The organism is Oryzibacter oryziterrae (genome assembly GCF_021864535.1).
Taxonomy (GTDB): Bacteria; Pseudomonadota; Alphaproteobacteria; order Rhizobiales; family Pleomorphomonadaceae; genus Pleomorphomonas; species Pleomorphomonas oryziterrae.
Map to the genome: position 1 here is coordinate 60,131 of NZ_JAKJIC010000015.1, position 14,999 is coordinate 75,129.

Here is a 14,999-nt window from a genome sequence, read left to right on the forward strand (position 1 = left end):
GGATCAGGTCGCCGTGCCGCCGACGGTCACCGCGTCGATGCGCAGCGACGGCTGGCCGACGCCGACGGGCACGCCCTGCCCGGCCTTGCCACACATGCCGACGCCCTTGTCGATCTCCATGTCGTTGCCGACCATGGAGACGCGCTTCATGGCATCCGGGCCGTTGCCGATGAGCATGGCGCCCTTGATGGGTTCCTCGACCTTGCCGTTGCGCACGCGGTAAGCCTCGGTGCAATCGAAGACGAACTTGCCGGAGGTGATGTCGACCTGGCCGCCGGAGAAGGCGACGGCATAGATGCCGTCCTTGACGGAGGCGAGGATTTCCTCGCGCGTCTTGTCGCCGGAGAGCATGTAGGTGTTGGTCATGCGCGGCATGGGCACATGGGCATAGGACTGGCGGCGGCCGTTGCCGGTGGAGGCCGCGCCCATCAGGCGGGCGTTCTGGCGGTCCTGCATGTAGCCGACCAGCCGGCCGTTCTCGATCAGCGTGGTGCGCTGGCTGGGCGTGCCCTCGTCGTCGATGGTCAGCGAGCCGCGCGCGTCGGGGATCGTGCCGTCATCGACGATGGTCACGCCTGGGGCGGCAACCATTTCGCCCATGAGACCGGCAAAGGCGGAGGTCTTCTTGCGGTTGAAGTCGCCCTCGAGGCCGTGGCCGACCGCTTCGTGCAGGAGCACGCCGGGCCAGCCGGGTCCGAGCACCACGTCGAAGGTGCCGGCGGGAGCGGGCTTGGCTTCGAGATTGACCAAGGCCTGGCGCAGCGCCTCGTCGACGGCGGCGTGCCAGCGGTCGGGCGTGATGAAGGGGGCGAGATTGAGCCGGCCGCCCTCGCCGAAACCGCCGCTTTCCTGCCGATCGCCCTCACCGACGATGACGGAGACGTTGATGCGGACGAGCGGGCGGACGTCGCGGACGCGGGTGCCGTCGGCGCGCAGGATCTCCACCACCTTGTGCGAGGCGGCAACGGAGGCGGACACCTGACGGACGCGCGGATCGCGGGCGCGGGCATAGGCGTCGATCTCGGAGAGCAGTGCCACCTTGTCGGCGAAGATGGGCGATAGCAGCGGATTCTCGTCGCCGTAGAGCTTGACGTTGGTGGCGCGCGGCGGCGCGGACATGGTGCCGGAATAGCCCGAGGCGACAGCGCGGACGGCGTCGGCGGCGCGTTTCAGCGCCTTTTCGGAGATGTCGTCGGCATGGGCATAGCCGACGGACTCGCCGGCAACCGAGCGCAGGCCGAAGCCCTGGTTGACGTCATAGGTGGCAGCCTTGAGGCGGCCGTTGTCGAAGGCCAGCACCTCGCCCTGGGCGCGCTCCAGATAGAGCTCGCCGTCATCGGCGCCAGCAAGGGCGTCGGCAACGATGCGGTGCGCGGCGTCGGGATCGAGGCCGGTCAGGGCGAAAAGATCATGGGAATCAACGGTCATCGACACACTGCAGTCCGGTCTTCGAGGGGGCTCTTCAATAGAGCGTTGCCCGGTAGCGCTCAAGCATTTCCGCCTGGGTCTCGGCCTGGTCGAGGCCGAGCTGATCGCGCATCATCTCGCCCATGGAGGGCAGGATCGCGCGGTCGACACGGTTCTCAGCGGACCAGAGATGCGAGCGCATGAGGGCCTTGGCACAATGCAGGTAAACCTCGGCGACCGCAATGACCAGCACCGTCTTCGGTAACTTTCCCGCGACCTCGAAGCGGGCGAGGAGGTCCGGATCGGTCTCGATGGTGGCGTGGCCGTTGATGCGCAGCGTCTCGTCGACACCGGGAACCATGAAGAGCAGGCCGACGCCGGGATTATCCAAGATGTTGAGAAGACTGTCCAATCGGTTGTTGCCGGCGCGATCGGGCAGAAGCAGCGTGCGATCGTCGGCGACCGCGACGAAGCCCGGCGCGTCGCCACGCGGGGTGACGTCGCCCAGGCCGTCGGCCCCATGGGTGGACAGAAGGCAGAAGGGCGAGAGCTCGATGAAGCGGCGGGCATGGCGGTCGAGCGCGGGCAGGACCTTGCGGCGGGAGCGCTCGCGCGCATCGCCATAGAGGGCGCGCAGGGATGCTGTGTCACGGATGGCAGACATGTCACCTCCAGGTCACCGAAGGACCGGCGTTTTGTCGCGCGAATGTCGCGCTTCGTGCGCATAGGCCACCAGACACGCCAGAAGCCGTCGCCCGGCGTGGGGCGCCTCACGGCAAGGCGGCGTAGCCTTCCTTGAAGCCCTTGAGCGAGACGGGAATGCCGATGCCGTTCTCGGGCGAGTCGTAGATGACGAAGAGCGCCTTCTGGCCGGTGGAGAGCTGGTTGATCAGATCGTCCTGCAGGATCACCTCGGCATAGCAGCCGCGGGCGCGGCAACGGACGAAGCCGGCGCGGCCGATATCCTTGTCGTCGATCCGCAGGCCGAGGCCGGCCATGAGATAGACGCCGAGCGGGGCGAGCACGCGCATGATGCGCGCCTTCTTGTCCACGGTCTTCACGATGAGGACGGAGAGGCCGATGTTGTCGCGATCCTCGGCGGTGACGTTCTGCACCATGGCGCATTGCTTGTCGCGGGCGCCGACCGGCTGATCGCAGCGGATCTGCCAGTCGCCGAAAACCTGCTCGACCTTGCCGTCGGAAAACTCCTGGGCGGCGGCAGGTGTGGAAATCCCTGCAAAGGACGAAAGGACCAGCGAAAGGGACAGGAGGGTGGAAAGGGCGCGCTTCGACTGCATCGAACGATCTCGTGGTTCCGTCTGGTCCAAATACCGGCAGAGCGACTGAGCGCTGCCCGGCGCAAGCAAAACCCGCCAAATGCGGCGAATCAACGAATTACGATCTTTATACACGCAATTTTCCGCGCCCGCGTCGATCCCGTGCCGCCTGAAGGCGACGCACCGCAAGCGCGTCCCAACGTCACGCTTGCAAGGTGAGAATGCCATTGCGAATGACTTGCATATGTGGTTTTTTACGTAGGATGTTTGATCCAGATCAAGGCGCGAAACGATTTTCCTCATGGGAGAACGCGTTTTGAATCAAGGGCTCCACCGGAGACGGCAAGGCGCTCGGGCAGAGGAGAGCCCTGGGAATCACGGCATCGGGGCGACCGGCCGAAAGGCGGGAGAACGGGCCCCCGATCCGTCTGGATCAAAGTTGGGAAAGCACCGCGAAGCCGCAGCCGGCGCGACGGCTCGGAGCGGCGGGGAATGGAGGGGGAACCGTGTTCAGATCCGCAAATCGCCTGTATGGGGCGATCATTGCTGCAGGCACCTGCCTTGTATCGACCCAAGCTTGGGCAGAGGCCCAGCCGTGGGGCACCTATCTTCAGCCTGCCGACACGCAGGTGGCGGAGGATATCCACACCTTCGGCGCCCTGACCTTCTGGATCGTCGGCATCATCACGCTGTTCGTGCTGGGGCTGCTGGTCTACGTGGTGGTGCGCTTCAACGCCAAGGCCAACCCGGTTCCGTCCAAGACCTCGCACAACACCATGATCGAGGTGGTCTGGACCATCGCGCCGATCATGATCCTGCTGATCATCGCCGTGCCGTCGTTCCGCCTGCTCTATGAAGAGCTGGTGATCCCCGACGCCAAGATGACCATCAAGGTGACGGCCAACAAGTGGTACTGGAACTACGAGTATCCCGAACAGGGCGACATCTCCTTCGACAGCTACATGCTGAAGGACGAAGAGCGGACCGATCCGGTGAAGCAGCCGCGCCTCTTGGCCGTGGACTCGCCGCTGGTGCTGCCGGTGGGTGAGGTGATCCGCATCCAGGTGACGGCCACCGACGTGATCCACTCCTTCGCCATGCAGCCCTTCGGCGTGAAGATCGACGCCATTCCCGGTCGCCTCAACGAAAGCTGGTTCAAGATCGAGAACGCCGGCACCTTCTACGGACAGTGCTCGGAACTGTGCGGCCAGAACCACGCCTTCATGCCGATCGAGATCCGGGCGGTGACCGCCGACCAGTTCGCCAAGTGGACGGAAGCGGCCAAGACCGATCTCAACGCCGCCAAGGCCCTGCTGGCCCAGTTCGACGACGAGAACGCCAAGGCCCCGACCACGGTGGCCGCGAACTGACGTCTGGTCTGCCTTTCAGCGCCTTTCGGTCGGCTGAGGCCGGCCCTTGATACAGACATCCACGAGGAGCCTTTCATGGCTACAGACACGCATTCGGCCCATCACGACCACCCGCATGGATGGCGCCGCTACGTCTATTCGACCAATCACAAAGACATCGGCACCATGTACCTGATCTTCGCAGTGTGCATGGGCCTTCTGGGCGGCGGCCTGTCGGTTGCCATGCGCATGGAGCTGCAGCAACCCGGCCTGCAGATCTTCGGCGATCCCAACGTCTACAACATGATCACCACCGCGCATGCGCTGATCATGATCTTCTTCATGGTGATGCCGGCGCTGATCGGCGGCTTTGCCAACTGGTTCGTGCCCATCATGATCGGCGCGCCCGACATGGCCTTTCCGCGCATGAACAACATCAGCTTCTGGCTGCTGCCGCCGGCGATCATCCTGCTCACGCTGTCGATGTTCGTGGAAGGCGCCGACGGCTCCAACGGCGTGACCGGCGGCTGGACCATCTATCCGCCCTATTCGACCACCGGCACCCCGGGACCGGCGATGGATTTCGCGATCCTGTCGCTGCATATCGCCGGCGCGTCGTCGATCCTCGGCGCCATCAACTTCATCACCACAATCTTCAACATGCGCGCGCCGGGCATGACGCTGCACAAGATGCCGCTGTTCGTGTGGTCGGTGCTGGTGACGGCGTTCCTGCTGCTGCTGTCGCTGCCGGTTCTGGCGGGCGCCATCACCATGCTGCTGACGGACCGCAATTTCGGCACCACCTTCTTCGACCCGGCCGGCGGCGGTGACCCGATCCTGTTCCAGCACCTGTTCTGGTTCTTCGGCCATCCGGAAGTGTACATCCTGATCCTGCCGGGCTTCGGCATCATCAGCCACATCGTCTCCACCTTCTCGCGCAAGCCGGTGTTCGGCTATCTGGGCATGGCCTATGCCATGGTGGCGATCGGTGGCGTCGGCTTCGTGGTCTGGGCGCACCACATGTATACGGTGGGTCTCAGCGTCGACACCCAGGCCTATTTCCTGGCTGCGACCATGGTGATCGCGGTGCCGACGGGCGTGAAGATCTTCTCGTGGATCGCCACCATGTGGGGCGGTTCGATCAGCTTCCGCACCCCGATGCTCTGGGCGATCGGCTTCATCTTCCTGTTCACCGTGGGCGGCGTGACGGGCGTGCAGCTGGCCAATGCCGGCTTCGACCGCGTGCTGCACGACACCTATTACGTGGTGGCGCATTTCCACTATGTGCTGTCGCTGGGTGCCGTGTTCGCCATCTTCGCCGGCTTCTACTACTGGTTCCCGAAGATGACCGGCTACATGTACTCCGAAACGCTGGGCAACCTGCATTTCTGGATCATGTTCATCGGCGTGAACCTGGTGTTCTTCCCGCAGCATTTCCTTGGGCTGCAGGGCATGCCGCGCCGCTATGTGGACTATCCCGACGCCTTCGCCGGCTGGAACCTGGTCTCGTCGATCGGCTCCTACATCTCGGCCTTCGGCGTTCTGGTGTTCCTCTACACGGTGTTCGACGCCTTCGCCAAGAAGCGCGTGGCCGGTGCCAATCCCTGGGGTGACGGCGCCAACACGCTGGAATGGACCCTGCCCTCGCCGGTGCCGTTCCATCAGTTCGAGCAGCTGCCGGTGATCAAGGGCGACCTGCACTGACGAACCCGCGTTCCTCTGGCGCCCCTCAGTCTCCCAAGGGCGCCAGACCGCCCGGGTGCCGACCCGCTGGATGGCCGGCACCCGGGAATAACCTTCAAGGCAACGGCCTTGCAGCAAGAGCATAGGCGGAACCCATGGCCCTGATCGACGATACCGATGTTGTCCTCAGCCCCGCCGTAACAGGCGGTACGGGCTCGATCGGCGACTATTTCGAGCTTCTGAAGCCGCGCGTGATGTCGCTGGTGATCTTCACGGCGCTGGTGGGCCTGATGCTGGCCCCGGGCGGGCTGCATCCGCTGCTGGCCGCGGTTGCCCTGCTGGCCATTGCCGTGGGCGCGGGAGCCTCGGGCGCGCTCAACATGTGGTATGACGCCGACATCGACCGGATCATGTCGCGCACGGCGCGCCGTCCCATTCCCGACGGGCGGGTATCGCCGTCCGAAGCGCTGCATTTCGGCAGCGTGCTGTCGGTGCTGTCGGTGCTGGTGCTGGGCGTTGCGGTGAACTGGGTGGCGGCCTTCCTGCTGGCCTTCACCATCTTCTTCTACGTGGTGGTCTACACCATGGGGCTGAAGCGCCGGACCTCGCAGAATATCGTGATCGGCGGTGCCGCCGGGGCCTTCCCGCCGATGATCGGCTGGGCGGCGGTGACGGGCACGGTGTCGATCGAGAGCATCGTGCTGTTCCTCATCATCTTCTTCTGGACCCCGCCGCATTTCTGGGCGCTGGCGCTGGTGAAGTCCGAGGACTATGCGCGGGCCGGCATCCCGATGATGCCGGTGGTGGCCGGCGAGCGGTCGACGCGGCTGCAGATCTTCACCTATGCGCTGGTGCTGGCACCGATCGGCGTGGCGCCGGCGGTTCTCGGCTTTGCCTCGCTTGCCTATGGCGTCTTTGCCGCCGGGATGGGTGCGGCCTTCGTCGCGCTGTCGGCGCGCGTGGCCTTCCACGCCAAGAGCGGTGCCGAAGCCAAGCGCATCAACATGCAGCTGTTCTTCTTCTCGATCGCCTATCTGTTCGCGCTGTTTGCCGCCTTGCTGGTGGACGGCGTGGTCAGCCGCATCATCTCGTGAGGTCCGCCATGCATATCGTTCCCATCGTCGAACTCACCCCCGCCCAGAAGGCAGCCCAGCGCCGCCGCTCGATTGCCATCGGCCTCGGCCTTGGCGCGCTGGTGGTGCTGTTCTTCCTGGTCACCATCGTCAAGATCAGCGGCAATATCGCCCAGCACGCGGCCATGTGATCCGGACCGGGAGGACTGCAGGTGAACGCGCCTTCAGACGTCAAGGCTAGAGAACCGAAGGCCAACCGCAACGGTGCGGTGGCGCTGGCCTGCGCCGGCGTGTTTCTCGGCATGGTCGGCCTCGCCTTTGCTTCGGTGCCGCTCTACCGCATCTTCTGCCAGGCGACCGGCTATGGCGGGACGACGCAGGTGGCGAAGGCGGAAGCGGCGGGCCAGAAGCTCGACCGGCCGATCACCGTGCGCTTCGATGCCAATGTGGCCGACGGGCTCGACTGGGAGTTCCGCCCGGTGAGCGCACCGGAGACGCTGAAGATCGGCGAGATCGCCACGGCGCATTTCCATGTGCGCAACCGCTCGGACAAGCCGCTGTCGGCCACCGCCGCCTTCAACGTTGCGCCCGACTCCATGGGCGCCTACTTCTCGAAGATCCAGTGCTTCTGCTTCAATCAGCAATCGCTGAAACCGGGCGAGGAAGCCGATCTGGCCGTCACCTATTTCGTCGACCCCGCCATGGTGGACGACAAGAACAGCGCCGGCGTGCACACGGTCACGCTGTCCTACACCTTCTTCCCGACCGAGGAAGTGGGGCGGACGGTGGTGAGCACGGAGGCCGGCAAGGGCCAGGACACCAGGTCCTGAGACATGAATCTGATCAAACGTCCGCGCGGCCGCCGATCACGGCGTGCGGATGAGAGGGGGAAGAGGACAAATGGCTGGATCAAGCAAGATCAATCACGACTATCACCTTGTTGACCCGAGCCCGTGGCCGTTCCTGGCCTCCGTGGGCGCGTTGGTGATGGCCATCGGCGCCATCGCCTACATGCGCGCCAACGCGGGAGGCGAGCTTCTGATCGCCGGCTTCGATCTCACCACCAAGTGGATCTTCCCGGTGGGCCTGCTGATCGTGCTCTACACCATGTTCGGCTGGTGGCGCGACACGGTGCGCGAGGCGCATGCGGGCTATCACACCCGCGTGGTGAGCCTGCACCTGCGCTATGGCATGATCATGTTCATCGCCTCGGAGGTGATGTTCTTCGTGGCCTGGTTCTGGGCCTTCTTCGACGCCAGCCTGTTCCCGGGCGAACTGAAGCAGGTGGCGCGCACCGCGTTTACCGGCGGACACTGGCCGCCGCAGGGCGTGGAAGTGTTCAGCCCCTGGCATCTGCCGCTGCTTAACACCATGATCCTGCTCACCTCCGGCACCACGGTGACCTGGGCGCATCACGCGCTGATCGAGGGCGACCGGCAGGGCCTCAAGTGGGGCCTGATCCTGACGGTGGTGCTGGGCGCCTGCTTCACGGGCATCCAGGCCTTCGAATACAGCCACGCCACCTTCGGATTTGGCGGCAACATCTACGGCGCCACCTTCTTCATGGCCACCGGCTTCCACGGTTTCCATGTGCTGGTGGGCACGATCTTCCTGCTGGTCTGCCTGATCCGCGCCTTCAAGGGGCATTTCACGCCGCAGCAGCATTTCGGCTTCGAAGCCGCCGCCTGGTACTGGCATTTCGTCGACGTGGTCTGGCTGTTCCTGTTCGCCTGCGTATATGTTTGGGGCGGCTGGGGCGGCATGGTCGCCGAATGATGGAGACCGGCTGTCCGCCTGATGGACGGCCGGTGCAATATCATTTCGCCAAGATGCTGACGCATCGGCTCAATGAAGGTATTTCGAATTTCTCATTTGCATCAGGCATGAGAAGTTCGAAAGCGGAATACCAAGAGTCATTTTCAATGACACTTGGTATGAACAAGGATCGACATGATGGACAACCGCCCCTCCTCCGCGCCGGTCTCGCCTTTTGCAGCCGGCCTCAAGGGGCGGTGTCCGCGTTGCGGCGAGGGCAGCCTGTTCAAGGGCTTTCTCGACACGGCGCCGGCCTGCACCAGCTGCGGGCTCGACTACAAGTTCATCGATGCCGGCGACGGGCCGGCGGTGTTCGTGATCATGATCGTCGGCTTCATCGTGGTGGGGCTGGCGCTTTATGTGGAAGTGACCTGGCAGCCGCCCTTGTGGCTGCATGCGGTGCTGTGGCTGCCGCTGACGCTGGTCCTGGGACTGGGATTGCTGCGTCCTTTCAAGGGCGTGCTGATCGCCCTGCAATATTCCAACAAGGCTGAACAGGGCCAGCTCGACAGACCGTCCGGGCCGGACGCGCCGTGACCGACGCCGTCCTCCCCCGCCGCTCCTTCGTGCGCCTGACGGTTGCCGCGGCGATCGCCTTCCTGATCCTCGTGGGGCTGGGCACCTGGCAGGTGCAGCGGCTGCATTGGAAGGAAGCGCTGATCGACAGCGTCAATGCCCGCGTCCATCTCGCGCCCGTACCGATGCCGGCACCTCGGAGCTGGGCCGGTCTCGACACGCAGGGACTGGCCTACACGCCGGTGACCGTGAGCGGCAGCTTCGACCATTCCCATGAGATTCACGTGTTCATCGCGCTGGCCGAGCCACGCGGCCGCTTCGGCGGGCCGGGCTATTTCGTGCTGACGCCGCTGAAGCTGGACGGTGGCCAGTGGGTGTTCGTCAACCGCGGCTTCGTGCCGGAAGCCAACCGGGATCCGGCAACGCGCCTGGAAGGTCAGGTGTCGGGACCGCAGACCGTCTCCGGCCTGTTGCGACCAAGCGAACAGCCAAGCTGGCTGTCGCCGGCGGACGATATCGCCAAGAACGTCTGGTTCGTGCGCAACACGGCCGCAATGGCCAAGGCGGCGGGGATCGATCCGGCGACGGTGGCGCCCTTCACGATCGATGCCTTCGCGGGGACGCCGGGCAGCCTGCCGCAGGGCGGGGAGACAATCGTATCCTTCCCCAACAATCACCTGGGCTATATCCTGACCTGGTATGGCCTTGCGGGAACGCTGCTCGCGATCTGGGGCGTCATGCTGCGACGGCGGCTGGCGGGCACGTGAGCGCTGCGCGGCCGCTCACAGACGGCGCAGCCGTGATCCTTCAGCCCTGAACCTGTTGCGGCGAGGTGGCCTCGGCGGCCTGCTGCTGCGGCGCCTCAGGATCCGCAGATGCCGACGTGGCGACATCCGCGGGTGCTGTGGTCGCCGATACGACAGTCTGTGCGGGCGCGGAGCCGCCCTTGGTGACCGCCTTGCGGGCCTTTTCCATCAGTTTCCGCACGTCGTCGGCGGCCATGGCCTGGCCGAAGAGGAAGCCCTGGACGTAGTCCGCCCCGGCTTCGGCCAGCGCGGCGAGATCAGCCTCGGTCTCGGCGCCCTCGGCGACCACCTGAAGGCCGAGCTGATGGGCCATCTGGGTGATGGACCGCAGCATGACCTGACGGCTGGCACCGGAGGTGCGCAGGAAGCTCTGGTCGATCTTCAGCGTGTCGGCAGGCAGACGCTGCAGATAGGACAGCGAGGAATAGCCGGTGCCGAAATCATCGAGCGACAGGCCGGTGCCCAGTTCCTTGAGGCGCGCCAGAACCTGGGTGGAGAATTCGGGATTCTCCATGACGAGGCTCTCGGTGAGTTCCAGTTTGAGCACGCCATGCGGCAGGCCGGTGCGCGTCATCACCGCCTTGACGTCGTTGATGAGGTCATGGCGCAAGAGCTGACGGCTGGAGACGTTGACGCTCATGGTCAGCGTTTCGCCGAAGGGCAGATTGGCGCGCCAATCGGCGAGCTGCCGGGCGGCGCGATCGAGCACGAACAGGCCGATCTGGGTGATCAGGCCGGTGCGCTCGGCAATGGGGATGAACTGGCTCGGCGGGATGGCGCCCCGGCGGGCATGGTTCCAGCGCAGAAGCGCCTCGAAGCCGGCCACGGTACGGTCGCCGGCGCGGACGATCGGCTGGTAGAAGACCTGAAGTTCCTCCTTCTCGACGGCGCGGCGCAGGTCCTGCTCCAGCGACAGGAGGTCGGCAGACATGGCGCGCAGAGCCGGGCGGAAGGTTTCAAGGCGGTCGCCGCCGAGGCGCTTGGCATAAGTGAGCGCCACTTCGGCGTCGAGCAGCAGGTCGGCGGCTTCCTTGCGGTCGCTATCGGGGACGGCAATGCCGACCGAGGCGGTGAGGAATATCTCCTGTTCGCCAAAGGCGATGGAGGCGCGGATGGCGCGCTTGATGGCGTCGGCGAAGGCGGCGAGACGGTCGGAGGTCTGTTCGGACACCAGGACGATGCCGAACTTGTCGCCTTCGAGGCGCGACAGCGTATCGAGAGGCTTGATCAGACGGCCAAGACGGCGGGCGACGGTGAGCAGGATGGAATCGCCCACCGACAGGCCGAGGCTTTCGTTGATCTGGCGGAAGCGGTCGATGTCGATCAGGAAGACCGCCGGACGGGAGGCGCTGTCGGTCTGGGCGCGGGTGAGCGCGGTGCCGAGACGATCGAGGAACAGTTCCTTGTTGGGCAGGCCGGTGAGATTGTCGTGCACGGCGTCGTGCAGCAGGCGCTCCTGGGCGATCTTGCTGTCGGTGACGTCGAGCAGCGTGCCGACACAGCGGATCACTTCGCCGTCGGCGCCGAGGATCGGGCGGGCGCGCAGGCGGAACCAGAGATAATGGCCGTCGGCGGCGTGCAGGCGGAAGGTCTGCGACAGGCGACCGCGTCGGGCCTCGACGACGGCGTCGAGCGTTGCCTTGAAGCGGTCTCGATCCTGCGGATGCAGGATGTCGAGCCAGTCGCGTGCCGGCCCCTCCAGCTTGCCGCGCTTGAGGCCGAGGCTGTCTTCGGCTTCGGCGGAGGTGGTGATGAGGTCGCGCGTGACGTCCCAGTCCCAGATCATGTCGCCCGAACCGGTGAGCGCCAGCGCCTTGCGCTCGCTGTCGTCGACCGCGCCTTGCGTGATGGCGCCACCGGCGAAGGCGTGCTGCATGACGGTGAAGCCGAGCAGCAGGACGATCAGCACCATGCCGCCGGACAGCGCCGGCTGGACGAGATCGTTGACCAGACGGCCGGAGACGGCAAGGCCGGTGCCGGCGAGCCAGGCGATCAGCAGGATCCAGGTGGGGATCAGCATGATGGCGCGGTCGTAGCCGCGGATGGAGAGGCCGACGATGAGGATGAAGCCGAGGCCGCCGAGGGCGGCCAGCACCATGCGGGCGATGCCGGCGGCGACGGAAGGGTCGTAGAGGGCAAGGCCGAGCAGGCCGCCGAGCGCCAGCAGGATGATCAGCATCACGTGGCTGTAGCGCACGTGCCAGCGATTTAGGTTGAGATAGGCGTAGAGGAAGATGACCAGCGTGACCGCGATCATCACCTCGGACCCCGCACGGTAGAGCTGTTCGGCGCTGGAGCCGACGCTGAAAACCTTGCCCCAGAAGCCGAAGTCGATGCAGAGATAGGCCAGAACCGCCCAGGCCAGCGCCGCCGTTGCCGGGAACATCATCGAGCCCTTGACCACGAAGAGAATGGTCAGGAACAGGGCGAGCAGGCCGGCGATGCCGATAACGATGCCGCGATAGAGCGTGTAGGCGTTGACGCTGTCCTTGTAGGCGTTGGGTTCCCACAGGGTGAACTGCGGCAGGCTGCTCGAGCGCAGTTCCACTACGAAGGTGACGATGGTGCCGGGGTCGAGCGTCACCAGGAAGACGTCGGAGTCCTCGCTCGACTGGCGTTCGGGCGCAAAGCCGGAACTGGGCGTGATGGCTGCGATGCGCGAGGAACCAAGATCGGGCCACATGACGCGCGAACCGACCAGGCGGAAATGCGGCGCCACGATCAGGCGATCAAGCTGCTGGTCGGACTGGTTGGACAGGGAAAAGACGACCCAGGCGGGGTTCTGGTCGGTGCCCTTGGCGCGCACCTCGATGCGGCGCACGACGCCGTCGGGTCCCGGAGCGGTGGAGACCTGGATGGTGGAGCCGGCGTCGCGGCGATATTCGACCGAGTGGGTCAGATCGAGCGCCTTCACGTCCGGCTGCACCACGATCGGCTCGGAAGCCCATGCGGCAAAGGCGCTCAGCAGGAGAGCCAGGGCAGCGGCGAGGACAAGACGAAGTTGAGCCAAGGACGGGAACTCCGGACCTTCAGGTATCCAACAAGCCCCGCCGATCCCGTGGGGCAAAGCCCGGGAACCCTTGGGATCGAATCCGGATAAACGCCCTGCCGCAGGCATGCAAGCGGCGAGAGGGGTAAACACCGGTCAGCAACAGCAATTTCGCGCGATTGACGGGCGAGGACAGCCGCCAGGGCCGTTCAGGCGATGACGTCGGCGCCTTCGCTGTCCTTGAGGCGGGCGAAGAGCACGTGGTCCTGCCACTTTCCATCGATCAGCAAATAGCTGCGAGCGTAGCCTTCGCGAACAAATCCGGCCTTTTCAAGAAGATGGATCGAGCGGGTGTTTTCCGGCCGGGACGCGGCCTCGACGCGGTGCAGCTGAAGATCGTCATAGGCATAGCCGAGCACGAGGCGCACCGCTTCGCTCATGTAGCCCTGACCGGCATGGCGACGGGCCATCCAGTAGCCCATGGAGGCGCATTGGGAGACGCCATAGCGGACGTTGGAGAGCGTGATGCCGCCCAAGAGGGCGTCATCGTCACGGCGGAACAGGAAGAAGGCGTGGCCCTTGCGCTCGCGCAGTTCCCGCAGGCAGCGCTTGACGCGGCGCTTGAAGGCGGCGCGTGTGAGATCGTCGGCCGGCCAGGTCGGTTCCCAGGGCTGCAGGAAGGCGGCACTGTCGGTACGTTCGTCGGCCCAGGCCGGATAATCGGCGGCGACCGGCAGGCGCAGGTAGATCCGTTGTCCCGTGAGCACCGGCGGCGGATCCAGAACTCCGACGGGAAACAGTGTCATGCCGCACTCGCCTTGGCACTGCCGAAGCAGCCCGCGATGTCGCTGACCGACGGCATGGTGCTGACCGGACCGATGGAGGCGAGCGTCGGGCTGGCGGACACCAGCATGTTGCCGATGAAGTCGCAGACCTGCGTCGGCGTCACGGCGTTGATGCGGGCGACCAGTTCATCGAGCGGCAGGATGCGGCCGTGGAACATGATGTGGCGGGCGATCTGGCCGGCGCGGCCCGCCGGGCTTTCCAGCGTCATCAGCAGGCCGGCGCGCAGCTGCGACTGGGCCCGCTTGACCTCGATCTCGGTGATCTCGTGGCTGGCGCGCTGCAGCTCGACGACGATCCGCTCGGTAAGATTGGCGGCATCCTGCTCACCGGTGGCGGCGGACACGCCGAAGACACCGGTGTCGGCAAAGCCCCAGTGGAAGGCGTAGATGGAATAGCAAAGCCCCAGCTTCTCGCGGATTTCCTGGAAGAGGCGCGAGGACATGCCACCGCCGAGGATGGAGGAGGCGATCTGGGCGGTCAGATATTCGTCGCTGTCATAGGCAAGACCGGGGAAGCCGAGCACCAGCTGGGCCTCCTGCAGGTCGCGCTCCTCGCGCGCTTCGCCGCCCACATAGCTGGCACGTTCGAGCGGGACATCCGGGCCGTTGCCGAAATTCTTGAACTTCTGCCGCGCCTGGCGGACGAGATCGCGGTGGCCGACCTTGCCGGCGGCGGCGATGACGGTGCGGCGGCCGGTGTAGTGACGGCCGAGATAGCTGCGCAGGTCGGTGTCGGAGAAGCCGCGCACGGTGTCGATGGCGCCGAGGATGGGGCGGCCGATGGCCTGATCGGGGAAGGCAGTCTGCTGGAACATGTCGAAGACGAAGTCTTCCGGCGCATCGAGCGCGGCGCCGATTTCCTGGCCGATCACGTGCTTCTCGCGGTCGAGCTCTTCCGGATCGAAGGTGGAGTCCTGCAGGATGTCGGAGAGGATATCGAGGGCGAGCGGCACGTCGCCGGCCAGCACGCGGGCGTAATAGCTGGTGCTTTCGACCGAGGTGGCGGCGTTGACCTCACCGCCCACATTCTCGATCTCCTCGGCAATGGCCTTGGCGGAGCGCTTGCGCGTGCCCTTGAAGGCCATGTGTTCGAGAAGATGGGAAATGCCGTTCTCGCTGACGGCTTCAGACCGCGAGCCGGCCGACACCCACACGCCCAAGGCCGTGGAGGCCAGATGCGGCATGCTGTGCGTGACGACGGTTATGCCATTGTCCAACTCGGTTACTTCGACGGCCATC

General features: G+C 65.3%; 14 protein-coding genes. 8 read left to right on the plus strand and 6 right to left on the minus strand.

Going from position 1 to position 14,999, the window contains the following annotated elements:
- Positions 1-3 precede the first annotated feature (3 nt).
- The 3 genes from tldD to L2I41_RS15875 all read right to left on the minus strand — a co-directional run bounded on the left by tldD (position 4) and on the right by L2I41_RS15875 (position 2,705).
- Positions 4-1,428: a metalloprotease TldD gene (gene tldD / locus L2I41_RS15865; RefSeq protein ID WP_237154554.1), complete on the minus strand. Its 1,425-nt coding sequence runs from the start codon at positions 1,426-1,428 to the stop codon at positions 4-6.
- Between the two features lie 34 nt (positions 1,429-1,462).
- Complete coding sequence (locus L2I41_RS15870) at positions 1,463-2,071, minus strand: pyridoxamine 5'-phosphate oxidase family protein (protein ID WP_237154555.1); 609 nt, start codon at positions 2,069-2,071, stop codon at positions 1,463-1,465.
- 106 nt (positions 2,072-2,177) lie between these two features.
- A complete protein-coding gene (locus L2I41_RS15875) occupies positions 2,178-2,705 on the minus strand; it encodes an invasion associated locus B family protein (RefSeq protein ID WP_237154556.1) in 528 nt (175 codons plus the stop codon).
- 485 nt (positions 2,706-3,190) lie between these two features.
- On the opposite strand from L2I41_RS15875, the gene coxB reads away from it, so the two are divergent.
- The 8 genes from coxB to L2I41_RS15915 all read left to right on the plus strand — a co-directional run bounded on the left by coxB (position 3,191) and on the right by L2I41_RS15915 (position 9,887).
- Positions 3,191-4,054 (plus strand): cytochrome c oxidase subunit II, encoded by an 864-nt coding sequence (gene coxB / locus L2I41_RS15880; protein WP_237154557.1) that lies wholly within the window; start codon positions 3,191-3,193, stop codon positions 4,052-4,054.
- A 75-nt stretch (positions 4,055-4,129) separates the two neighbouring features.
- Positions 4,130-5,737 (plus strand): cytochrome c oxidase subunit I, encoded by a 1,608-nt coding sequence (gene ctaD / locus L2I41_RS15885; protein ID WP_237154558.1) that lies wholly within the window; start codon positions 4,130-4,132, stop codon positions 5,735-5,737.
- 134 nt (positions 5,738-5,871) lie between these two features.
- Positions 5,872-6,810, plus strand: coding sequence for a heme o synthase (locus L2I41_RS15890; RefSeq protein WP_237154559.1), 939 nt, complete (start codon positions 5,872-5,874; stop codon positions 6,808-6,810).
- Between the two features lie 8 nt (positions 6,811-6,818).
- On the plus strand, positions 6,819-6,980 hold the full coding sequence (locus L2I41_RS15895) for a cytochrome c oxidase system small membrane protein (RefSeq protein WP_237154560.1): 162 nt from the start codon (positions 6,819-6,821) through the stop codon (positions 6,978-6,980).
- A gap of 21 nt (positions 6,981-7,001) precedes the next feature.
- A complete protein-coding gene (locus L2I41_RS15900) occupies positions 7,002-7,619 on the plus strand; it encodes a cytochrome c oxidase assembly protein (protein ID WP_237154561.1) in 618 nt (205 codons plus the stop codon).
- Positions 7,620-7,689: 70 nt separating this feature from the next.
- Positions 7,690-8,565, plus strand: coding sequence for a cytochrome c oxidase subunit 3 (locus tag L2I41_RS15905; RefSeq protein ID WP_237154562.1), 876 nt, complete (start codon positions 7,690-7,692; stop codon positions 8,563-8,565).
- 177 nt (positions 8,566-8,742) lie between these two features.
- Entirely contained in the window at positions 8,743-9,141 is a 399-nt protein-coding gene (locus L2I41_RS15910; RefSeq protein WP_390634333.1) for a DUF983 domain-containing protein, read from the plus strand.
- Positions 9,138-9,887, plus strand: a complete 750-nt coding sequence (locus L2I41_RS15915) for an SURF1 family protein (protein ID WP_237154564.1) — start codon at positions 9,138-9,140, stop codon at positions 9,885-9,887. Before L2I41_RS15910 ends, L2I41_RS15915 begins: the two co-directional genes overlap by 4 nt.
- A gap of 40 nt (positions 9,888-9,927) precedes the next feature.
- Here L2I41_RS15915 and L2I41_RS15920 read toward each other — a convergent pair whose 3' ends face one another.
- The 3 genes from L2I41_RS15920 to L2I41_RS15930 all read right to left on the minus strand — a co-directional run bounded on the left by L2I41_RS15920 (position 9,928) and on the right by L2I41_RS15930 (position 14,998).
- On the minus strand, positions 9,928-12,936 hold the full coding sequence (locus L2I41_RS15920; RefSeq protein WP_237154565.1) for an EAL domain-containing protein: 3,009 nt from the start codon (positions 12,934-12,936) through the stop codon (positions 9,928-9,930).
- Positions 12,937-13,124: 188 nt separating this feature from the next.
- Complete coding sequence (locus tag L2I41_RS15925; RefSeq protein ID WP_237154566.1) at positions 13,125-13,721, minus strand: GNAT family N-acetyltransferase; 597 nt, start codon at positions 13,719-13,721, stop codon at positions 13,125-13,127.
- Positions 13,718-14,998: a M16 family metallopeptidase gene (locus L2I41_RS15930; RefSeq protein ID WP_237154567.1), complete on the minus strand. Its 1,281-nt coding sequence runs from the start codon at positions 14,996-14,998 to the stop codon at positions 13,718-13,720. The genes L2I41_RS15925 and L2I41_RS15930 overlap by 4 nt, the downstream gene beginning before the upstream one ends.
- Position 14,999 lies beyond the last annotated feature (1 nt).

Excerpts from the sequence above, each read along its gene's own strand:
- L2I41_RS15870 (WP_237154555.1), bottom strand. The coding sequence starts at position 2,071 with ATGTCTGCCATCCGTGACACAGCATCCCTGCGCGCCCTCTATGGCGAT.
- L2I41_RS15895 (WP_237154560.1), top strand. The coding sequence starts at position 6,819 with ATGCATATCGTTCCCATCGTCGAACTCACCCCCGCCCAGAAGGCAGCC.
- L2I41_RS15890 (WP_237154559.1), top strand. The coding sequence starts at position 5,872 with ATGGCCCTGATCGACGATACCGATGTTGTCCTCAGCCCCGCCGTAACA.
- L2I41_RS15910 (WP_390634333.1), top strand. The coding sequence starts at position 8,743 with ATGGACAACCGCCCCTCCTCCGCGCCGGTCTCGCCTTTTGCAGCCGGC.
- ctaD (WP_237154558.1), top strand. The coding sequence starts at position 4,130 with ATGGCTACAGACACGCATTCGGCCCATCACGACCACCCGCATGGATGG.
- L2I41_RS15875 (WP_237154556.1), bottom strand. The coding sequence starts at position 2,705 with ATGCAGTCGAAGCGCGCCCTTTCCACCCTCCTGTCCCTTTCGCTGGTC.
- L2I41_RS15930 (WP_237154567.1), bottom strand. The coding sequence starts at position 14,998 with ATGGCCGTCGAAGTAACCGAGTTGGACAATGGCATAACCGTCGTCACG.
- L2I41_RS15905 (WP_237154562.1), top strand. The coding sequence starts at position 7,690 with ATGGCTGGATCAAGCAAGATCAATCACGACTATCACCTTGTTGACCCG.
- tldD (WP_237154554.1), bottom strand. The coding sequence starts at position 1,428 with ATGACCGTTGATTCCCATGATCTTTTCGCCCTGACCGGCCTCGATCCC.
- L2I41_RS15925 (WP_237154566.1), bottom strand. The coding sequence starts at position 13,721 with ATGACACTGTTTCCCGTCGGAGTTCTGGATCCGCCGCCGGTGCTCACG.